The organism is Marinobacter azerbaijanicus (assembly GCF_030250645.1).
GTDB lineage: Bacteria > Pseudomonadota > Gammaproteobacteria > Pseudomonadales > Oleiphilaceae > Marinobacter > Marinobacter azerbaijanicus.
Genome location: NZ_JASSVS010000017.1, coordinates 1 through 20,274, shown reverse-complemented (window position 1 = coordinate 20,274; position 20,274 = coordinate 1). Strand labels below are relative to the sequence as shown.

18 protein-coding genes and 2 pseudogenes are annotated in these 20,274 nt (G+C 57.3%); 9 read left to right on the top strand and 11 right to left on the bottom strand.

Annotated features, from left to right (window positions below; genetic code table 11):
* The first annotated feature begins 78 nt into the window (after nucleotides 1-78).
* Nucleotides 79-426: a helix-turn-helix domain-containing protein gene (locus tag QPM17_RS21525; protein WP_285393763.1), complete on the top strand. Its 348-nt coding sequence runs from the start codon at nucleotides 79-81 to the stop codon at nucleotides 424-426.
* 411 nt (nucleotides 427-837) lie between these two features.
* On the top strand, nucleotides 838-2,292 hold the full coding sequence (locus tag QPM17_RS21520) for a YfjI family protein (RefSeq protein ID WP_285393761.1): 1,455 nt from the start codon (nucleotides 838-840) through the stop codon (nucleotides 2,290-2,292).
* Between the two features lie 48 nt (nucleotides 2,293-2,340).
* On the opposite strand, the gene QPM17_RS21515 is transcribed toward QPM17_RS21520, so the two are convergent.
* Entirely contained in the window at nucleotides 2,341-3,420 is a 1,080-nt protein-coding gene (locus QPM17_RS21515; RefSeq protein WP_285393759.1) for a hypothetical protein, read from the bottom strand.
* A 281-nt stretch (nucleotides 3,421-3,701) separates the two neighbouring features.
* Here QPM17_RS21515 and QPM17_RS23865 point away from each other — a divergent pair.
* Together QPM17_RS23865 and QPM17_RS21510 are read left to right on the top strand one after the other, a co-directional pair.
* A pseudogene (locus tag QPM17_RS23865) lies at nucleotides 3,702-3,887 on the top strand (helix-turn-helix domain-containing protein); the annotation flags it as partial.
* Nucleotides 3,888-3,928: 41 nt separating this feature from the next.
* Complete coding sequence (locus tag QPM17_RS21510) at nucleotides 3,929-4,927, top strand: tyrosine-type recombinase/integrase (RefSeq protein WP_285393757.1); 999 nt, start codon at nucleotides 3,929-3,931, stop codon at nucleotides 4,925-4,927.
* Between the two features lie 678 nt (nucleotides 4,928-5,605).
* On the opposite strand, the gene QPM17_RS21505 is transcribed toward QPM17_RS21510, so the two are convergent.
* The 5 genes and pseudogenes from QPM17_RS21505 to QPM17_RS21485 form a co-directional block, all read right to left on the bottom strand.
* Nucleotides 5,606-7,393, bottom strand: coding sequence for a DEAD/DEAH box helicase (locus tag QPM17_RS21505; protein WP_285393755.1), 1,788 nt, complete (start codon nucleotides 7,391-7,393; stop codon nucleotides 5,606-5,608).
* Between the two features lie 231 nt (nucleotides 7,394-7,624).
* A pseudogene (locus QPM17_RS21500) lies at nucleotides 7,625-8,089 on the bottom strand (type I restriction endonuclease subunit R); the annotation flags it as partial.
* A 172-nt stretch (nucleotides 8,090-8,261) separates the two neighbouring features.
* A complete protein-coding gene (locus tag QPM17_RS21495; protein ID WP_285393754.1) occupies nucleotides 8,262-8,669 on the bottom strand; it encodes a hypothetical protein in 408 nt (135 codons plus the stop codon).
* Nucleotides 8,635-9,072 (bottom strand): nucleotidyl transferase AbiEii/AbiGii toxin family protein, encoded by a 438-nt coding sequence (locus QPM17_RS21490; RefSeq protein ID WP_285393752.1) that lies wholly within the window; start codon nucleotides 9,070-9,072, stop codon nucleotides 8,635-8,637. The genes QPM17_RS21495 and QPM17_RS21490 overlap by 35 nt, the downstream gene beginning before the upstream one ends.
* 23 nt (nucleotides 9,073-9,095) lie before the next feature.
* Nucleotides 9,096-9,872 carry a type IV toxin-antitoxin system AbiEi family antitoxin domain-containing protein gene (locus QPM17_RS21485; RefSeq protein ID WP_285393751.1) on the bottom strand — a complete coding sequence of 259 codons (777 nt, stop codon included), beginning with the start codon at nucleotides 9,870-9,872 and terminating at the stop codon, nucleotides 9,096-9,098.
* Between the two features lie 335 nt (nucleotides 9,873-10,207).
* Between QPM17_RS21485 and hsdR the strand changes: the two genes are divergently transcribed.
* The 5 genes from hsdR to QPM17_RS21460 all read left to right on the top strand — a co-directional run bounded on the left by hsdR (nucleotide 10,208) and on the right by QPM17_RS21460 (nucleotide 18,219).
* A complete protein-coding gene (hsdR, locus tag QPM17_RS21480; protein WP_285393749.1) occupies nucleotides 10,208-12,622 on the top strand; it encodes an EcoAI/FtnUII family type I restriction enzme subunit R in 2,415 nt (804 codons plus the stop codon).
* 79 nt (nucleotides 12,623-12,701) lie between these two features.
* Nucleotides 12,702-14,207, top strand: a complete 1,506-nt coding sequence (locus QPM17_RS21475; RefSeq protein WP_285393747.1) for a type I restriction-modification system subunit M — start codon at nucleotides 12,702-12,704, stop codon at nucleotides 14,205-14,207.
* A complete protein-coding gene (locus QPM17_RS21470) occupies nucleotides 14,204-15,973 on the top strand; it encodes a restriction endonuclease subunit S (RefSeq protein WP_285393745.1) in 1,770 nt (589 codons plus the stop codon). Before QPM17_RS21475 ends, QPM17_RS21470 begins: the two co-directional genes overlap by 4 nt.
* Nucleotides 15,973-16,983, top strand: coding sequence for an Abi family protein (locus QPM17_RS21465; protein WP_340367394.1), 1,011 nt, complete (start codon nucleotides 15,973-15,975; stop codon nucleotides 16,981-16,983). The genes QPM17_RS21470 and QPM17_RS21465 overlap by 1 nt, the downstream gene beginning before the upstream one ends.
* Nucleotides 16,984-17,109: 126 nt before the next feature.
* Nucleotides 17,110-18,219 (top strand): PDDEXK family nuclease, encoded by a 1,110-nt coding sequence (locus QPM17_RS21460; protein ID WP_285393743.1) that lies wholly within the window; start codon nucleotides 17,110-17,112, stop codon nucleotides 18,217-18,219.
* Nucleotides 18,220-18,268: 49 nt separating this feature from the next.
* Here the strand turns inward: QPM17_RS21460 and QPM17_RS21455 are convergent, their stop codons facing one another.
* The 5 genes from QPM17_RS21455 to QPM17_RS21435 all read right to left on the bottom strand — a co-directional run.
* A complete protein-coding gene (locus QPM17_RS21455) occupies nucleotides 18,269-18,544 on the bottom strand; it encodes a hypothetical protein (RefSeq protein ID WP_224415645.1) in 276 nt (91 codons plus the stop codon).
* 16 nt (nucleotides 18,545-18,560) lie between these two features.
* Nucleotides 18,561-19,166 carry a hypothetical protein gene (locus QPM17_RS21450; RefSeq protein WP_285393740.1) on the bottom strand — a complete coding sequence of 202 codons (606 nt, stop codon included), beginning with the start codon at nucleotides 19,164-19,166 and terminating at the stop codon, nucleotides 18,561-18,563.
* Nucleotides 19,167-19,523: 357 nt separating this feature from the next.
* Nucleotides 19,524-19,718 (bottom strand): hypothetical protein, encoded by a 195-nt coding sequence (locus QPM17_RS21445; protein ID WP_285393738.1) that lies wholly within the window; start codon nucleotides 19,716-19,718, stop codon nucleotides 19,524-19,526.
* Nucleotides 19,715-20,008: a hypothetical protein gene (locus tag QPM17_RS21440; RefSeq protein WP_285393737.1), complete on the bottom strand. Its 294-nt coding sequence runs from the start codon at nucleotides 20,006-20,008 to the stop codon at nucleotides 19,715-19,717. The genes QPM17_RS21445 and QPM17_RS21440 overlap by 4 nt, the downstream gene beginning before the upstream one ends.
* A gap of 3 nt (nucleotides 20,009-20,011) precedes the next feature.
* On the bottom strand, nucleotides 20,012-20,274 hold a 263-nt coding region (locus tag QPM17_RS21435; protein ID WP_479691235.1), incomplete at its 5' end, for a hypothetical protein.

Below are 20,274 nucleotides of genomic sequence, written 5' to 3'. Positions count from 1 at the left end.
GTTTGCTTTCACGCCACTCGACACACGGCCTGCCCTTCTGGGAGCAGGCCTTCTTCGTTCAACCATAAGGAGTTCGCCATGTTCCCGTTCCGCTTCCGGCAGGGCACCCATCAGAGTGCCGCAGACGCCGCTCAACCAAACGCAAGTCCGTCACTTGGCTCGCTGCCCTGGCAGAGCGCTGCCGACGCGTCAGAGGACGCTCAGCGGCGGCTCGATGCGATGGAGCGAGATGAACCCAAGCGACGACTGATCCGGGATGCCAAGGCGCTGGCCAAGATCCGCAAGATCACTCAGGCTCAGATGGCTGAAGAGGTGGGTGTGCCGCACCGCACGCTCGAAGAGTGGCTGCAGTTCCGGCGCATGCCGAAAGCACCGGGCACGACGCTACTGCAGCGGTGGGTCACGGCGCATTCAAGGGCAGAGTAACGCGCCTTGCCGAGCGTCAGCGGCGTCGAGGTTCGAGGAAGGGGGTGAAATGGCGAATAGCGCTTAGCGAGAAATTGAATGGATAAATGCAAATTTATTACAAATTCGTCTTAACTATTTTCGACTATCACACTCGTCCAAGCGGTCAAGGCAGGCGGATCGAAGGCGTTGGGGACCCTGAAAGCGGTTATTTCGGCTACTAATAGCCAAAATAACCACATCGGAGGGGCAGGCAGCGCTCAAAACCCCCTTTTTCTAGATACTATTACCCTCGTTCTGTCAATACACACTGCTTAGAAGCGCCTACCCCTGTAACCAGCGCCAATTTAATGCGAGCCGAACGACGTCACTCTCTGCCCAGTCATCGGACGCGATCTGGTGGCAACCCAACCCAAACAGGAGAGAGTGACCATGAGCTATCCCTTCCAAGCCGTGCTGCCCGCCCCCGGCCACTTCCATGCCCAGCGACTCGCCCCCACCTTGCTATGGCAATCAAGCCAGGAGCTCAGCCAGAACTGCCAGGTGTCGATGGAACTCACCGTCCTGACCCTGCTGGCAGGGGTCAGCATGGTGGCTCAGGGCCGCTACGACCTGAAGATGCCCTACGGAGCCATCAAACCCACTTCGATCAATGTGCTGGGCGTGGCGGGCTCCGGCGAGGGCAAATCGCCCCTCTACGACAAAGTGCTGTATGTGATTCTGGAGGCGCAGCGCCAACAGCGCCGGGAGTGGCGCAAGCGGCTGGATACTTACCAGGGGGAGCTGGAGGAGTGGCGCACCGAGGAGAAGGTGCTGACCCAGGCGATCTACCGCAAGCAGACCAAGGGCGGTACCGCGGAGCGTGAACGGCAATCGCTGCGTGAGCTGCATCAGCGTCGGCCCGAGCCGCCCCGCGAGTTCCGGCTGCTGTATGAGGACACCACGCCGGAAGCGCTCTTCTCGGGCCTGGAAACGGCGATCCCGAGCGCCGCCCTGGCTACCGACGAGGCGGAAGTCTTCTTCAAGGGCGCCATGAACCGGGCACGCAGCCACATCAACTCACTGTGGAGCGGCGGCAGTACGGTCATCACGCGAGCCACCAAGGACGATATCGTGCTCGACGATGCTCGCCTGATGCTGCTGCTGATGGTGCAGCCCGGCATCCTGCAGCAGTACATGGAGGCACAGGGACAGCAGGCAAGGGATTCCGGCATGCTTGCCCGCTTTCTCGTCTGTGCGCCGCCGTCGGTTCGCGGTCAGCGCTTCTACTCGCTGCATACCACCCCGGCATGGGAGGCCTGGGAGCAGGCCGAGGCGCGCCTGGCTACCCTGACACGGGAAAACCTGATCCTGGCCCACGCGCCTGACATGCCACGTGAGGTGCTGGAATTCACCGAGGAGGGAGCGGCCTGCTGGGTACAGGTGGCCAACGAGATCGAGCGACAGATGGGGCCTGGCGGGTACTATGAAGCCTGCCCCGACCATGGCTCGAAGCTCGCGGAAAACATCGCGCGTGTAGCCGCGTTGATACACCTGTTCGAGGGCCATGAGGGCGGGATCGCCGCCGAGACGGTGCTGATGGCCATGGATCTCTGCCTGTTCTACTCCGGCCAATTCCAGCAGGTGTTCATGCCGCCTCCCCAGGAGGAGCAGGATGCCTTCTGTTTGAATGAGTGGTTCAATGAGCTTCGGCAATTCAACTGGCGCATCATTCGGTACAACGACGTGCGTCAGCGTGCGCCGCGATCCCTGCGCGACAAGAAGCGCCTCAAGGCGGCTTTAGAGGTACTCATTACCCAGCAGCAGGTCGTGGTATTTACGCAGCATCGAACGCGCTACATCAACCTGATGCCCTGGCTGGGGCCGCCGGACACGAGCAACCTCTGATGCCTTCCTTTGCCTTGCCGCCCTCCGGGGCGGCAAGTGCTATCTACGTCATGTGGCGGTTTCACGCGCCTGCAGCACGGCTTGCCACGACGCCGCCTCGGGTAGCCGATCCAGGCAGGCTTGAAGGTCGTCAACGTGGCGCATTGCTCGGATTGCTTCCACCGCCTCATCGGGTAGTTCCCCGAACCGATCCTCCAGCAAGTACACCAGAACACCTTGGACACCTTCACGGAAGCCACGCTCGTGGACCAGCTCGGCCTCCATGCGAGCGGCCCCGTCACTGCGGAAGGCATCGCGCCGCTGACGCAGCTGACGGGCTACCACACACCGATGAATGTGTCGATCGCTGACATCCTGACCGGCCTTCAAACGCTTCAGCAATAACGTGAGGATCTCGGCTTCAAGATTGCCGGGAGTGATGTGAAGGATACGGAAGTTGCGGTTAAGTTCAAAAATTCTCACAGCCCATTCATGCGCGACGGCCTCGGCATTATGTTGGGCACGTTTGATCGCACCGGGATCGTTGTACAGCATGCCCTTGATCATCACGCCCAACAGCGCCTGCTGATCCTGCTCCGACGCGGGCCGGGCGCGAGTGTGCCCGCCTTTGCGTGCCCGCTGGCTGTAGTGCTTGCCTTCGAGGTTCTTCAGGATGTCCAGCGCAGCCAGGTGCCGCTGCGCTTCCAGCAGGGACGACTGCATGCGCTGAAAGGCATGCTGCAGACTGCTGTCAAATGCCCCCATACCGGTGGCCGTCAGCGGAGACAGGCCTTTGTGGTATTCATACTTCACCGCCACCGCCTGGCGCAGCGCAAGATCCGCATGCCGCTCGCGTTGTTCCGTGAGGGCCACCTTACCCTGGCTCAAGGCGATAGACTCCATCGCCTCACTCGGCCGAAAGCCACCGCTTTCCATGTCGGCAAACAGCTCGTCAATCCGAGCATCTCGCTCCTGCGCGTCCGACACGCCCAAATGTTCGAAAACCCGCTCCACCACTTGCCAGGCGTGCCCGGTCAATTCGTTTCCGGCCCACCGCATGGCCACGGCAGTGTCCGCAAGAGCACGACGCCTACGCTCGCCCATAGGCGACTTCTCGCCCATGAGTGAATCCTCTGGCTTATCCGACATCACATTGACCTCTATCTATACCTCCCCTAAGGATACCATCGCGCGCATCCAGGGCCTCTCCAATCTCTAGGTCGACACAACAGAATTCAGCATTGCAAACCTCGATTCCCGCCCCAGACGCCTCTCCAAAACTAAAAAACGACACTTAAAAAAATAAGCAATAAAAACAATACCTTAAACACAATAACCATCAACCACACCCAGGTCAATAAATCAATAGTTCTGCTTAGATAGATTTTTTCACCTAGCAGACAACAGGATTGCGCTATGCCGCTCCGGCGATGATTTGGCCATCTGTCCAGCCAATGAAGGAATTAGTAATGGCCTACGCATTACTCAGACCAGAGCAGGTCGCTGAAATGCTGGGAATGAGCCTGAGCTGGGTCTACGGGAACAAGCACAGGATCGGCTACGTCCAGCTAGGCAACGCCGTTCGCTTTGAGCCTGAGGCAGTTGAAGAGTACGCTAAACGCTGCAGGCGCGGTCCTCAGCGGAAGGAGGACCGGAAATGGGATACACAGTCTCGCACAGGAAAGATCGCGGCACGTGGGTCGTCCGCTGCACCGTCAACGGCCAGCGTACTCAGCGAACTTTTCGCACAGAAGGAGAAGCAAGGCAGTTTGCGCTGAAGGCAGAGGCTCAGCGCCAGGAGGACGAGTTCAACGGTGTGATGGGCCGCAAGCCCAAGCACACCTTCTCTGACGGGCTGCAACGCATGGTCAGCGAATACGATGTCCGCTCCCAGAAGCAGCACATCCTGCTGGTGGCCAGGTGGATGGATGAGCATGCACCTGGCGTGATCATCGGGCAGGAGCTGCTGGACGCGGCACGTAGGATGCAGAAGGCTCTTAAGGAGAAGGGGCTGGCGCAGTCGACCATCAACAACCGCACTCAGGTCGTCAAGCGGGTGCTCTCGCTGTCGTACCGCGAATGGGACTGGATCGACATGCCTTTGGACGGCAAGCTGCGCAAACCATCGCCCAAGAACGAGCGCCATGTCTACCTGACCGAGCTGGAGCTCGCCGAACTGCTTGAAGCAGTGCCGGAGCGTTACAGGATCGAGCGAAAGGTAATCCTGCTGGCGATGCTGACCGGCATGAGGCGTGGGGAGCTGATGGCACTGCAATCAGGGAACGTCTACAACGGCCGCATCGTGCTCAGGCCCAATCAGACAAAAAGCGGGAAACCGAGGGTCATACCCCTGACGGAGGAAGCCCTACCGCTAGTGGAAGCCTTGCCGTTTGACACGACGGGCGACAGGGTGCGCGGCGCGTTCGAGAAAGCGAGGGAGAAGATAGGTCGCCCCGACATCCGCTTTCACGATTTGCGTCACTGCTATGCATCATTGTTGGCGAGCAAGGGGGAGGCGCTGACGAGCATCAGGGATCTGCTCGGTCATTCGTCACTGACGGTGACCAGCCGCTATGCTCATGCCGACCCGGCCAGATGGGAAAGCGTGGTGGCGAAGCTGCCGCGGATCAGCAACCAATCAGCAACCACACACTGATGAATATTGACCCTTGGTGGCGTAACCGATTGATTTCATTGGTGGGCCCAGCTGGACTCGAACCAGCGACCAAGGGATTATGAGTTCGCTTTTAAAACAATAGGCCACTGATATCCTTGGAAAAGCAACCGTAATCTAGCGAAATGTACAGTTCTTTGTAATCAGTAGCTTAGCGAAAGTTGAGGATAACACAGGAAGCTGGTGTGTGTACCGCTGGTGTACCGCTCAAGGGCCTCTCCCTCTCGAACAGCATGCCTATGAGGAGCGCAAGATTGCTTCTCTCAAAGGCATGCTGACCGCTTACGGCCAGAAGCGGCCATTGAGATTTTCCTGATGTATAACGCCGCCAACACGCGAAGCTTTGTAGTGGAGGTGAAGCCGCAACGGAAAAGCTGTCGCTGTGCTTGGCTTGGTTATGCGTCACTCTTGACTTACCGAAAAAAAGATCTACATTCTTAATGTTATTATGGCCAATAATCTGATCGAATTCTTTTCAAATCCTCTATTGCCAAGTCTATGAACCGCTTGCCACATTCCATACAATAATTTCTCTCACTTTGCCCTTCCTTTACTGTAAGCCTTTGTTCACCATTTTTTATTTTATGATTAGCATTTGATTTGCAGGAGTGAGCCCTTTTTGCTTCAGAAATGTAAATATTTTTGACAAGCGATTTTGGTCTACCCATTACGCATTTCCTCTTCAAGAGAGGCAACATGCCCATTCAGGGCCTCATGAGCGGTTTCCAGCTGGGTGAGAGTGAAGTTCTCGCGATTTGAACCTTCTTGATCCACGGAGGCATTCACTCTACGGTTGAGCTCAGTTACCACCCATTGAAAATTTGTGCTTTGGTGCCGGGGGTCCAGATTGCGCCCACCAGGATTTACTCCGCATCGCCCCAACAACCCACCGGTCTCATTTTGAATTCTCTCGTTCAATGCGCTACGGCGTGCAATGCGTTGATCTTGCCGGGTGGGTCGAATTCTGCGGATTCCCGCCGCGGCTTGGTCTGGAGTAATGCCTTTGTCTACAAGTTGTTGAAGAAGGTCGGCTACTTCTGGATTGCCAATAGGGTCCATTTCGGCTGCAGAAACATCAGATTCAGATATGATATCGACAGGAGATAGCCCCCCCGCCCCCGTAGGTTCCCTTTCGGTGGCTCCATTTGGATCAAAATCTACATTGTCTGCTTCTGGTAATAAGTCGGCAAAATAAGCTTGGTCTGCAGTGCTAAAATCTCTAAAGTCATTCCAGCGCTGAGCTACATTTGCTCCGGCATGGAACACCACCACTCCACGGTTGACTGGATTATCTGGAGAATTTTGCTCAACGACGCGCATTATCCGACCCACGAACTGAACAAAAGGAGAAAGATTTGCGAATATGCTGCCGACCATTGCGACTGCCAAAAACTTATGGTCAAACCCTTCGCCAAGCATCCTAGCCTGAACTATCACATCAAGCTCATGATTGTCCAACTGCTGAAAAACTCTTTGATTCGCTTCCGCTCCCTCGCGCGAATGCACATAGCCTGCTCTCAATCCCCTTGCTCTAAACGCCTCCGTGATTTGTATACAATGATCAATATTTAAGGCTGAGGCAATGATTTTCAAGCGCTGCTCTCCGGTTTCTTCTCTGAGCCTCCTTAACTCACCTATAGAGCAGTCTACTATTGAAGACAACGTATTTTCTGACATTACAATGCCGCGACGGAACTCTGCATCCTGTTGGCCAAGATCAATTACTTCATGCAATCCGATTGTACGTTCTTCTCCATTGCCACGATCAATATAAGTCAGTTCAGATGGGCGAAGCATTTTTGCGGACAGTCGTTTTACATAACCAGCCTGTATTGCTCGAGTTACAGGAAATGAGTATATAACGTGGCCTTCCATTAGTTGCCCGTCTGACCGCGTTGGAGTTGCACTGAAATTGATTACTCGTGCATTTGGGAAGCGATTAAAAACCTGACGCCACGAGGCCGCTGTATTGTGATGACCTTCGTCGACTAGGATCAGATCGAAAAAGTCATCTTTAAGCTCATCAAGCCATCGATTTTCTTCACCAGCTATTTGCTGAATATTGGATACTACGATGTCAGCGTTTTCTATATCATCGTGGTTCACTGTGCCGCTTGCGACGACAACTGTTTCTGGATATTCGGCATCTTCAGGTAATACCGAGCATTTTTCATAAAAATTGGTAGCGCTGCTTGATTTCATGTCCGCACCAAGCTGGTCTCGGATTCGAGTACCAGGAGCAATTACCAGCACTCTGTGAGCTTGAATTGCATAAGGTGTTACAGATATAAGCCCTGACTTCCCGCATCCTACCGGTAGAACAACACCCACAAACCGCTCGGCGTCAATATTATCCTGATAATGGTCGCGAATTGATAACCAACCCTCTTTCTGTGGGGCTCTCAGATTTTGGTTCTGCTCAATTTCGAATGGCTCTATAAACTTCACTCAAACCTCCTTTATAAAACTTTTATTTATCCTATTTCCAGCTGAAAACTATCGATTATTAAAGAATGAGATCAGTTTCACCAACTAGCGTCCGGAGTACGCGCTGTAGCTGATGCCGCATAACACCAATCATCACGCATGCTACATATCCCCAATGTATGTGCTCCCTCCCCTTTCCGGGATGTCCGCTTCAGGTCGTTATCAGCCATAATAGGCCTCTTCCGTAGCTTGCTACACAGCACACAAGTCATTGTTCGACCTCCCCGCCAATAGCTTCAGGATCAACAGCGCAAACTGCCTTCCTGTTTCCTCGTCCTCCAGCAGCGGCATGCTTAGCTTCTCGTGGTCGCTGAGGGCGTCGAGTACCGCATCGGAGACTTTCTTCGGGAAGAGGCCATGCATCACTTGGTCCTGGCTATGGCTGCGTACCTGGGCCAACACCGACTCGTCGCGTTCGATGCGGTCGGCGATGCCGTTGGCGAAGTGCAGCTTGTCGTCGTCGCTGACCTCGGCGCCGTAGAGGTCGTTGAGCCGGTCGATGATCTCGGCCAGGCGCTGCTTCTCGGGATCGTGGGGCTTGCCTGAGCCCACCTCGCTGACCGGGGTGAGGCCGTAGTCACCCTCGGCCTCCTCGAGGCGCAGGCTCTTCTCCTCGCGCTTGGTGAGGCGGTAGTGGGGCAATTCCAGCCAGCTGACGTGCTCCCAGCCGCCGGCAGACATGGCCTTGGTGATGTTCCACTGGAACAGAGCTTCCCTGCTGTTCGCCATGTCATCCCCTGCTTGTAGCGTAATTATGCGTAACAGCCTAGCGTTTAAAGGATATAAGGAGAAGTCTACTTAAGACGGTACGTCGCAGGGATATTGGGCATTATCTCCGAAGACTACCCAGAGCCTGCTCCAGGAGCGCCAGGGACTGACGATGCTTGTCAGCCCCCATTTTCTGGATGTTAGCGAGCTTCCAGCGCACGGCAGGCAGCCGATCAACGCCCTGCAGCGGAAATAGCGCCCAGTCAGGCGCCCCCTGCTTGAAGGACAGAAGGAAGCGAACGTCTTCATCCGTCATCAGCGGGCCCAGCCGCGTCAGAAGTCCGTGCCGTACGTCCTCAAGCTGCTGCAACGGGATATCAGCCCTGGCCATCCCGACAAACTCCTGTCGGTAGACATCATCCAACGCTTTCAGCCGTGGGTTGATCACTTCGTTCAAGGGCCTGGGATGCCCCAGCAGATAGACCAGGAAGCCCTCAAATACGCTTCGATCCAGGCCGCGCTGGTTCAATCAAAAGCAGCTTCACATCGAAAAGGTCCCGGGGGTGCTGGCGATCCAGTGCGGCACAGATCTTGCCGCCATACAGGTCCGGCAGTGACACCACCTGCACCGCCGCGAAGCCGTAATCGTCTTCCACAGCTTCGACAACATCGCGCTCCTGGAGCGGGTGCAGAGTGCCACGCAGTACTGGCGATACCTCCACCTTCACCTGGCTACGCCCCCGGCGCACCAGGATCCTCAGCTCGTCTCGGCGGTTATCCTGAAGCTCGGCTCGCACGCCTGGCAGTCGGGCGCTGAAAGTCTCTGCCAGTCGCTTCAGCGCATCGCGACAGCGTCGCAGCGCCTCGTCTCGAGGCTCCAGCGGCAGGTAGGCCAGGTCGATGTCGACCGATAGACGGGGTAATGGCTGCACGAACCTGTTCGTGGTAGCGAGCTTCAATCGGCATGCAGGAACGCCTCCGGCACCGTCACGTGATATTCCCTGTCCAGCTTGCCGCCCCGGCAGAGCTGCCGCTTGCCTTTGCCGAGATCCAGTCGACGTGGTTCCAGGCGACCGTACCAGGCATGCCCGGCGTGGCGAGCCAGCACCAGGAAGGCCCGCTTGGTTCTCACCGAACGGCATCCCTCCAGCAATGCCTGCAGCCGACGCGGACGCAGCGTATTGAGGCCGCCGAAGGTATCCACCAGCTCACTGCTGAACAGCAGCTGATTCGGCGTCACGGCGATCCACTCCAGGACCGCTCGCTCGGGGGTCGATACCTGCAAGCTGAAGGCCCTGCCATCCGGCGCGTAGTCCGTGAAGCTGCCAGGAAGCTGCACCGGCAGGCCCTTTTCTGAGTGGAGCACCATCCGCCCTACCCATTCGGCATCACTCAACCACCGGGGCAGCCGAACGGCCTCCTTTCCATACAGATGCGTTGTGCTCTCCCCCATGGGCAGATAGTGGGCAAAGCCATGCAGTGCCAGGGCCGTCTGGCCACCCGGCCAAAGCAGTGGTAAGCCCGTGTCGTCGCTCATCTGCAGGGCGAAAACAGCGCTCTCCCAGGTAAGAGGCTCCCCCGCTTGGCAGTACGCGCCGTACCCCACGCGCTTAAGCCAGCCACTGCCGGCCAGCTTACGCGCCTGATCCGAGGTGACGCCATGTGATGCTAGCCAGGCGGTCGTCACCACGGCGCCATACGGGATCTCGTGCAGCAGCTGGTTTATTTTCACGTCAAAAAGCGACCTTAAATTCCGTCTTCACAGTGAAGAATAAACCACGCTGGTTTATTTTCAATCCTAAAATCGGCATAAAAAGCCGTTTTATATATAGATTTTAAACCAGAAGCTGGATAATCTTCCCGAAAAGCAGCTTGTTATCGTCGCTGACCTCGGCACCATGGAGGTCATTGAGCCGGTTGATGATCCCAGCCAGACGCTGCTTCTCAGAATCGTGAGACTTGAGGCTTGCCGAGCCCTCATCGCTTCCCCCATGCGTATCTGCGCAACTTCACGTAAGCTAGCGTAAAAAGTGATAAGTAATCTATAAACGCAGCAGGGAAGCAGCTATGACAAGGCAAGCTTTCAGCGAACGGGACATCTGCACCAAATTCATCACCCCCGCCATCGAGCAGGCCGGCTGGAACATCCACACCCAGGTACGTGAAGAGTACCCGGTTAGCGATGGCCGCATCACGGTACGCGGCCGCATGCACCACCGGGCTCACCCGCGTCGGGCGGATTACGTGCTGTCTTTCCAGAAGAACCAGCCCATCGCCGTCCTCGAGGCCAAGGACGCCAGCCACAGCCTGGGCCATGGTATGCAGCAGGCCCAGGCCTACGCGGAGAAGCTCGATGTCCCCTTCGCCATTAGCTCCAACGGCAGCGGCTTCCTGTTCAGCGACCCCCACCGCCTGGTCTTCGATCAGGCCGAGACCACACTGGCGCTCGATCAGCTCCCCGGGCCCGATGCGCTCTGGCACGGCTACCGCCGATGGAAAGGCCTAAGTGAAGAGACACGCCCGGTCGTCGAGCAGCCCTTCTACGACGACGGCAGCGGCCGCACGCCCCGCTACTACCAGATGGTCGCGGTCAATCGCACGGTCGAGGCCATCGCCAAAGGGCAGGATCGCCTGCTGCTGGTGATGGCCACCGGCACCGGCAAGACCTACACCGCTTTCCAGCTGATCTGGCGACTGTGGAAGGCCGGCCGCAAGCAGCGCATCCTGTTTCTGGCGGACCGCAACGTACTAGTCGATCAGACCAAGAGCGGCGACTTCAAGCCCTTCGGCGCGGCTATGACCAAGATCTCCAAGCGCCAGGTCGAGAAGTCGCACGAGATCTACCTCTCGCTGTATCAGGCCGTCACCGGCAGCGAGGAAGAAAAGAACATCTACAAGCAGTTCAGTCCGGACTTCTTCGACCTGGTCGTCATCGACGAATGCCACCGTGGCAGCGCCGCCGAAGACTCTGCCTGGCGAGCCATCCTGGACTACTTCAGCGGGGCCACCCATATAGGGCTGACCGCGACGCCCAAGGAGACCACCGAGGTTTCCAACATCCACTACTTCGGCGAGCCCATCTACACCTACTCGCTCAAGCAGGGCATCGACGACGGCTACCTGGCGCCCTACAAGGTGATTCGGGTCGACCTGGACCGCGACCTGCAAGGATGGCGCCCCAGCGACGGCCAGACCGACATCCACGGCGAGGTGATCGAGGATCGTATCTACAACCAGCGAGACTTCGACCGTCACCTGATCCTAACGCAACGCACCGAGCTGGTCGCTCGAACCGTCACCGATTACCTGACCCAGACCGACCCGATGCAGAAGACTATCGTCTTCTGCGAGAACATCGACCACGCCGAGCGGATGCGCCAGGCGTTGGTCAATCTCAACCCTCAGCACGTGGCCAAGAACCGCAAGTACGTGATGCGCATCACCGGCGACGAGCTCGAGGGGAAGGCCGAGCTCGACCACTTCATCGACCCCGAAGAGCCCTACCCCGTCATCGCCGTCACCAGCAAGCTGATGACCACCGGCGTCGACGCCAAGACCTGCAAGCTGATCGTGCTCGACCAGCGCATCCAGTCGATGACCGAGTTCAAGCAGATCATCGGACGCGGCACGCGGATTGACGCAGAGCACAATAAGTTCTGGTTCACGATTCTGGACTTCCGCAAGGCCACGGAGCTTTTCGCCGACCCCGCCTTCGACGGCGAACCAGAAAAGGTCTACGTACCTGGCGAAGGCGACCCACTACTACCGGACGACGACGATGAAGCCGAGGACAGCGTCGATGGAAACGCGCCCGACGACGAGTCACCGAACGATCCCGCCTTGCCCCCCGAAGGGGGCTGGGAGGATGACGAAGACGGCGGGATCGGCGAGCCGCCCAAGCGATACGTCGTCGATGACGTCACCGTGGCGGTCATCGGCCGGCGCGTGCAGTACCTGGGGCCGGACGGCAAGTTAATCACCGAAGAGCTGACCGACTACACCCGCAAGACGGTACGCGCCCACTACGCCACCCTGAAGGACTTCCTGCGGCGTTGGGAAGCCAGCGACCGCAAGCAGGCCGTGTTGGATGAGCTGTCCGAACAAGGCGTCTTCTGGGAAGACCTCACCAGCGAGGTCGAGAAGACCCTCGGCGGTACACCGGACCCCTTCGATGCCATCGTGCACATCGTCTACGGCCAGCCTGCACTCACCCGTCGCCAGCGTGCGGCCAAGGCCCGCCAGTCGGACTATTTCACTCGCTATGAAGGCCAGGCCCGCGCCGTGCTGGACGCCCTGCTCGACAAGTACGCCGACAACGGCGTGGCCACCATCGAGGACACCAAGGTACTGAAGCTGGCACCGCTGGACCGGCTCGGTACCCCCGTGGAGCTCGCCAAGGCCTTCGGCGGCAAGGCCGGCTATCGCGAGGCCGTGAGAGCCCTCGAGGAAACGCTCTATGCAGACGCCGCTACAGCCGGCTGACCCAGCTAGGTACAATACGTCGCATTCTACGCGCCGGCAGCCACACCGGCGCGCTTTCGGTTATCGAGACGAGATTCCCATGAGCATCAGCACCACCATCAAGAGCATCCAGGACATCATGCGCAAGGACGTCGGCGTCGACGGCGACGCCCAGCGCATCGGCCAGCTGGTCTGGATGCTGTTTCTGAAGATCTACGATGACCGCGAACAGGAATGGGAGCTGGACTACGACGACTACGTCAGCCCCATCCCCGAGCAATTGCGCTGGAGCAGTTGGGCCGCCGACCCGGAGGGGCTGACTGGCGAGGGCCTGAAGAGCTTCATCGACAACACCCTCTTTCCCGGGCTGCAACAGCTGGATGCCGGCGGCGACGCTCGCGCCGCCGTCATCCGCAGCGTGTTCGAGGATGCCTACAACTACATGAAGTCCGGCCATCTGCTGCGCCAGGTGATCAACCGCATTCAGGAAGGCATCGACTTCAACGCATCTCAGCAGCGTCACGCCTTCGGCGACATGTACGAGCAGATCCTCAAGGACCTGCAAAGCGCCGGTAATGCCGGGGAATTCTATACGCCCCGCGCCGTGACCGAGTTCATGGTCAACCGCGTCGATCCCAAGCTTGCCGAGAGCGTGATGGACCCGGCCTGCGGCACCGGCGGCTTCCTCACCTGCGCCATCGAGCACAAGCGCAAACATTATGTGCAGACGCCCGCCGACGAGCAGACGCTGCAACACAGCATCTACGGCTGGGAGAAGAAACCGCTGCCGCACCTGCTGGCCACCACCAACATGATCCTGCACGGCATCGAGGTCCCCAGCCAGATTCGTCACGACAACACCCTGAACCGTCCCTATCGGGACTGGGGCCCGAAGGAGCGGGTCGATGTGATCGTTGCCAACCCGCCGTTCGGCGGCACCGAGGAAGACGGCATCGAGAACCACTTCCCGGCGGAATTCCGCACCCGTGAGACCGCCGACCTGTTCATGGCGTTGTTCATTCGTCTGCTGAAGCAGGATGGCCGCGCCGCCGTGGTGCTGCCGGATGGTTTCCTGTTCGGCGAGGGCATGAAGACGCGCCTCAAGGAAAAGCTGCTCAGCGAGTGCAACCTGCACACCATCGTTCGCCTGCCCAACGGCGTGTTCAACCCCTACACCGGCATCAAGACCAACCTGCTGTTCTTCACCAAGGGCCAGCCGACCGAACATGTGTGGTACTACGAGCACCCCTACCCCGAGGGCTACAAGAACTACAGCAAGACCAAGCCCATGCGCGTCGAGGAGTTCGCCACCGAGATCGACTGGTGGGGCAACGAGGCCGATGGCTTCGCCAGCCGCCAGGAAACCGAACAGGCCTGGAAGGTCGGCATCGAGGAGATCAAGGCACGCAACTACAACCTCGACATCAAGAACCCTTGGCAAGAAGAGCAGGTCAGCCACGATCCGGACGAGCTGCTTGCGCAATACGCTCGCCAGCAGGCCGAGATCCAGGAGCTGCGTGACCAACTAAAGACCGTGCTCGGCGATGCGCTCAACCATGCGTCTAAGGACCAGGCCACCCCGCAGCAGGCGGAGGTGCCGGCATGAGCGCTCAGGAGCTGATCACCGACCACCTCGATCTCTGGACCGGCGCCGTGACGCACAAGAGCGGCACGGGACGTGGCGCATCGGGTAAGAACGGGAAAATCGAACTCACCGGCATCAAGAAGCTGCGCGAACTGATCTTGGAGCTGGCCGTGCGCGGAAAGCTGGTGAAGCAGGACCCAAGCGACGAACCCGCAAGTGTGCTGCTGGAAAAGATCGCTGAGGAGAAAGCGAGGCTGGTCGAGGAAGGGAAGGTCAGGAAGCCGAAGAAGCTCAAGGAAAAACCAGGTGGCTATACCGCTCCTTTCGACATTCCTGATAATTGGAAATGGTCACCCGTTGACCAGCTGGCACCCTTTCCCCTCTTTGATGGAGACTGGATTGAAAGTAAGGATCAAGACCCAACTGGTTCTATCCGCCTTCTTCAATTGGCAGACATTGGCGTTGGCGAATTCAAGAATACTTCAAGAAAATACATCAATTCAGAAACTTTTGCTAGACTAAAATGCTCTAGAATCAATGCTGGCGACATACTGATCGCTCGGCTGCCCAGCCCAATAGGAAGAGCGACAGTTTTTCCTGGATTAATGCAGGACTGCATTACAGCTGTAGACGTAGCCATTCTAAGAACAGAGGAGATGCTGAATCAGCAATACGTTGTCCATGCATTAAACTCTACAACATGTCGCAATCAAGTTGAATCCTATGGAAAAGGGGCTACGCGATTTAGAATCTCCACAGGAAATTTGAAAACCATCCTGATACCTGTACCACCTCTTCCTGAACAACACCGCATCGTCGAAAAAGTCGATGAGCTGATGGCACTCTGCGATCGGTTGGAACAGGAGGTTGGCGACCAGCTGGAAGCCCATGAGGTGCTGGTCGACACCCTTCTCGATGCACTCACGCACTCCACAGATGCCGCAGAGCTAGCCGAGAACTGGGCCCGCGTGGCAGAGCATTTCGATACCCTCTTCACTACCGAGGCCAGCATCGACAAGCTCAAGAAGGCCATCCTCCAATTGGCGGTGATGGGGCGACTGGTGCCGCAGAGTCTCAACGACAAGCACGCCAGCGCCTTGTTGGATGAGATTCTAGCTGAAAGGGATAGGCTAAAACGTGAAGAAGGAATGAAAACGAAAGCTTCTGGAGCGGTAAATACTGAAGAGGCTTACTTAACCATACCAAGGTCTTGGGTGTGGGTGAGGCTTGGGAATACGGCAAAATTCATTGACTACAGAGGGAAAACTCCAAAAAAGGTAGGGAGTGGAAAGCGCCTAATCACTGCCAAGAACATTCGAAAAGGGTATATCGACAAGGACCCTGAGGAATTTATTTCAGAGCCAGATTATCACACATGGATGACCCGTGGATTCCCTCGTGTAGGTGATACTCTTTTTACCCCAGAGGCTCCTCTCGGGAACGCTGCAAATGTCGATTTAGAGGAGGAGTTCGCACTGGCACAACGTGCGATTTGCTTTCAATGGCATGTGAGAGAGATATCTCCCTTCATGCTGATGCAAATCTTGGCTCTTCCTTTTCAGGAACAACTCATCTTTAATGCAACTGGGATGACTGCTACTGGGATAAAAGCTGCCAAGCTGAAAGAAATCCCAGTAGTCCTACCTCCGCTGGAAGAGCAAAAGAGCATCGTCGAAAAAGTTGAAGAGCTGATGGCCCTCTGCGACCGGCTCAAGGTACGTCTGGGTGAAGCCGGCGAGACCCGCGCCCAGTTGGCCGAGACGGTAGTGGAACAGGCGGTGAACTGATGGCTTACGACAAACCTTGGCTCAGTTACCTTGAACAGCTACAGCAGCTTAAAGGTCGAGGCCTGACAATAACCGATGAGCAGCGGGCTCTGGCACACCTGCAACGGATTGGTTACTACCGTCTGAGCGGTTACTGGTACGCCTTCCGCCAGCGCTCGGGGGCATGTTCTCCGTTGAGAAAGAGTGGCATTCCCATGCTAAAGAAAGGTAAGACCGATCACCTGATGCTCGACACCTTCAAGCCTGGCGCCACCTTTCAGCAGGCGGTGGACCTATATGTGTTCGACAAGCGGCTGCGCCTGCTGGCACTGGATGGGCTTGAGCGTATCGAGGTCGGGCTTCGGGTGGATATTGCGCATACGCTGGGGCGGCTGGACCCTTACGCCTATTTGAATCCTTCCCTGCTGCACGATGAATTCGCCCAAAAAATCGATCAGAAAACCGGACTGACACCGCTGCATAAATGGCAGGAAAACCAGGCAAGGCTGATCAATCGCTCGAAGGAGACCTTCATTGAGCATCACAAGAAGAAATATGGCTTGCCCGTACCGATCTGGATTGCTAGCGAGATTTGGGATTTCGGAACGCTATCGCACCTGTTTGGTGGCATGCGCGAGCGCGAGCAGGACGCCATCGCCGCTCGATACGGAATCAGCAACGGTCGCGTCTTCGCTTCCTGGCTGCGCAGCCTTAATTATCTGCGCAACGTTTGTGCACATCACAGCCGTCTCTGGAACCGGAACATGGCCGACCAGCCTCGAAAACCCGCACAGGGAGAAGTACCACTTTTCGAGCACGCCTGGCAGGACTCGCATGTCCAGGCGCGCCCGTTTCTACTGTTCTGCATCGTTCAGCATTTGCTGATGACGACAAACCCTACCTCTACCTGGTGGCAGCGTCTAAGCGGGCTATTGATTAGCTTTCCAGACCTGACGCCGACAGGGCTTAACCTGAAGGGAATGGGCATCATTGATGGCTGGCATGATTGGAAATGGAAGGAACGACAATAAAAAACCCCTAAGCAGCGCTACTGCCGAGCAGTCGCACCGATAGGGGCCGTGTTGAAGCGTATCTTAGTTGCTACCTTCTACGCGTGCAAAGGGTTTTATATAGCCAATTAGAATAAGCGAGCTAACATGGCCATCGCGCAAGGAATCTGGAAGCTGGCAGGTACTACGGGTGAGCTGCCGCAGAAGCTGCGGCCCACGGGGCTCGCCGACGAGGGGCAACTGGAAGATCAGATCATGCAGGATGTCTCGATCCTCAATCGGGATTGGCTGCTGATTGGCCGGCAGGTACGCACCGGCTTCGACAAGCTGATCGACCTACTGGCTATCGATGCCAACGGCACGGTCATCGTCATCGAACTCAAGCGCGACAAGACACCCCGCGACGTGGTGGCTCAGGCTATCGACTATGCCTCCTGGGTCGTCACCCTGGCCGACTACCAGCTGATCGAGATCTACCAGGCTTTCGCTGAACGCTATCAGCGCCCTCATCCGTCTCTCGAGGACGCCTTCGAGGCCAAGTTCGGCATCCCGCTGGACAGTGTCACCCTCAACGAGAATCACCAATTGGTGGTCGTGGCCACTCAGCTCGACGCTAGCAGTGAACGGATCATCAACTACCTCAATGAGCATGCCCAGCTCTCGATCAACGCCATGTTCTTCGCCGCCTTCGAAGATCAGGGCAATCATTACCTGAGCCGCGCCTGGATGATCGATCCGGACGAACCACCCCAGCCGGCCGCCCGCAAGGCACGTAAGGAGCCTTGGAACGGCGAGTTCTACGCTTCCTTCGGCGATAACCGCCCCTGGGAGCTGGCACGTCGCCATGGCTTCATCGCCGGCGGCGGTGCGGCCTGGTACTCGAAGACCCTCGCCATGCTCTCGGAGGGAGACCGGGTCTGGGTTAACATCCCCAAAACCGGCTATGTAGGAGTGGCCGAGGTGACCGGGGAGCGTTGCCGAGGCGACCATTTCACGGTGCAAACCGAGCAGGGAAGTCAGCGACTCCAGGATCTAACTACGGCCACCGAGTACCCGCAGATCCACCGGGCGACCGATGAAGACGACGAGGAGGCAGCGGAATATCTCGTGCCGGTCCGCTGGATCGCTTCACTCCCTGCCTCGCAGGCATTCAGCGAAGTCGGCCTGTTCGGCAATCAGAACACTGTCTGCAAACCCACGACACCAAAATGGGAGCATACAGTGACGCGCCTAAAGCAGGCCTGGGACATAGACTGATATGCCAATCCCAGTTGGCAGCAATGTGGGAGCTTGGACACACTTTCAATTATCTTTCGAGCTTGAAGCTCAGTTGACCAGGGTCTGGCTCGCTCTCAGCCTGAGCTTCTACTACATTCACTCCTCCTTCTACCATCTCTTCGACCCATAGCTCTCCGGAAAACTTGGCATTTTCGTATTCAACTCTCTTCATCCATTCAACATCGTGAGGTACAGCAAAGATCTCATATCCTGGGATCTCCCAATCATCCTCAAAGTACCTCAGGACCCAGCCATAGCCGTCTTCTTGAGGGCACGGATCGATCTTGAAACTATATCGCGGCATTTCCATTCTCCTATTCTCACACCAGATTCCAACGCTTTCGCCCACCGGAGACCAGTGCCATCACGCGCTCATTAACCTCCCGCACTCTGTCCTGTAGCTCCTTGATGCTGATTTCTCCCTGGCCCTGATCCTTAATCCGCATGCGAGGCAAACCCAGCTGGGTACCGCCAGCGTTTTCAATGACGTCGGTCAGTGCGAAAGATGCTTGGATCAAGGCCGAGCGCTCTTCTTCGTTCATGACCGGCTGACGTAGCAGCGTCGCCCGAATCAGCGCCGAAGCCCAACGAGTGCGATTCGGAAAGCCCTCGTAAGCGGCCCGCTCTGTGATCAAATCCTGCTCCTGCCGAGTCAGCCGAACCGATAACTTGCAGGACTTGGGGCCTCGCATCATGTCCCGCCCCTCTTCAGCGATGCTCTCTCCACAAACGCGTTGGATCATCTCCCTCAGTACATCTGACTCCGAGCGGCCAGATGCCTCACACAGACGCTGCCAGGCTTCCTTCTCGGCCGATGTCAGCCTGGTTTTGACCACTGCTGCTTCTGTCACGGTGTCACCCTCCACTGCGTGTCGCTCTCCAAATCTGGTACCAAATGCCAGCGCCCTGCCGGCAACGGCTGACACTTCGCGAATCCTGCCCTAGCTTCACAACCGCCCCCAAATTTCGTGCGCACGAAATCTCACCGACCTACCACTATGCCCCCCACAACCAGCGGTACGTTGTGGTACCAGCCCGCGAATCCTGCCCTAGCCCTAAACCCATACTTTCTTTTCGTACGTAAGAAAAATGGCGCCCCCCTCGGGAGAGGCTAGCAATCACAGGTATACGCGTTAGGCTTCACCATTAGTAATACGCACGGACCCTGAACACCTTTGGAACATTCAGAAATTTCGTGCGCACGAAAAGCTGCATGTGCTATTGGCGGCATTGCCATCCTTGACCCCAAGGGCTTCGCCAATAGTAATACGCATGGACCTGTCTCAAACCTGCTCGTCGCCAGGGGCTGATCGGTAGGCTTCGCCATTAGTAATAGGGGAGGCACTTGTCTCAGCCGCATTCGTCTCTCCCCGCTCGCGCCGGCGCCTGGCCATCTCATCTTTCATCCACTGCCCGGCGGCGCGCATCTCGGCTCGCAGTTCCTCGATCTCCTCGGGTGTCAAACGGCGGTAGCTCATGGCGTCTCCTCCTGTGATGTAGCACGCCGGAGTTCGGGGTATATCGCTGCGCGCCATAGCCACTGGAGCACGCACACGGCAATACCGGCCACACAGACAAACAGGGTACGAGCAGCCTCGCCATCGCCAGCAAGAGCGACGCTGACCAAACCAGGCAGTTCAGGGAGCAACGCCACAGACAACAGGATACCCACCACTAGTAACAGGCCCGAGATGACTAGCCCCACCCCACGCTTTACCCGCGCCACACGGACGCGCCAGGTATCTAACCACTTGATATTGGTATTCATGACTTAGCCTCCTGTCATCGTGTTGCCAGCACCGAATCGCTTCTGGTAGGCACGATAGGCAGACTTGGCGCCACGGTAAGGAGAGGTTGCCGCACTGCCTGCTAAGCGTGCATCACGTTGAAGGCCGCGATACTGACGGCGGATTGCTGAGGGACGCATCGCGGACATAGCAGAGCCCAGAGCGCCCTGAGTTGCCAATGCCACACCACCGCCCAATGCAGAAGCAATGGCCGGTACCTGCTTCAGTACGAGGATGCCAAGGGCAA

What these genes read in the sequence shown, in the direction of transcription:
- QPM17_RS21525 (WP_285393763.1), top strand. Translation starts at nt 79, where the DNA reads ATGTTCCCGTTCCGCTTCCGGCAGGGCACCCATCAGAGTGCCGCAGAC.
- QPM17_RS21445 (WP_285393738.1), bottom strand. Translation starts at nt 19,718, where the DNA reads ATGAGCTACCGCCGTTTGACACCCGAGGAGATCGAGGAACTGCGAGCC.
- QPM17_RS21520 (WP_285393761.1), top strand. Translation starts at nt 838, where the DNA reads ATGAGCTATCCCTTCCAAGCCGTGCTGCCCGCCCCCGGCCACTTCCAT.
- QPM17_RS21515 (WP_285393759.1), bottom strand. Translation starts at nt 3,420, where the DNA reads ATGTCGGATAAGCCAGAGGATTCACTCATGGGCGAGAAGTCGCCTATG.
- QPM17_RS21460 (WP_285393743.1), top strand. Translation starts at nt 17,110, where the DNA reads ATGGCCATCGCGCAAGGAATCTGGAAGCTGGCAGGTACTACGGGTGAG.
- QPM17_RS21455 (WP_224415645.1), bottom strand. Translation starts at nt 18,544, where the DNA reads ATGCCGCGATATAGTTTCAAGATCGATCCGTGCCCTCAAGAAGACGGC.
- QPM17_RS21475 (WP_285393747.1), top strand. Translation starts at nt 12,702, where the DNA reads ATGAGCATCAGCACCACCATCAAGAGCATCCAGGACATCATGCGCAAG.
- QPM17_RS21465 (WP_340367394.1), top strand. Translation starts at nt 15,973, where the DNA reads ATGGCTTACGACAAACCTTGGCTCAGTTACCTTGAACAGCTACAGCAG.
- QPM17_RS21510 (WP_285393757.1), top strand. Translation starts at nt 3,929, where the DNA reads ATGGGATACACAGTCTCGCACAGGAAAGATCGCGGCACGTGGGTCGTC.
- QPM17_RS21440 (WP_285393737.1), bottom strand. Translation starts at nt 20,008, where the DNA reads ATGAATACCAATATCAAGTGGTTAGATACCTGGCGCGTCCGTGTGGCG.
- QPM17_RS21470 (WP_285393745.1), top strand. Translation starts at nt 14,204, where the DNA reads ATGAGCGCTCAGGAGCTGATCACCGACCACCTCGATCTCTGGACCGGC.
- hsdR (WP_285393749.1), top strand. Translation starts at nt 10,208, where the DNA reads ATGACAAGGCAAGCTTTCAGCGAACGGGACATCTGCACCAAATTCATC.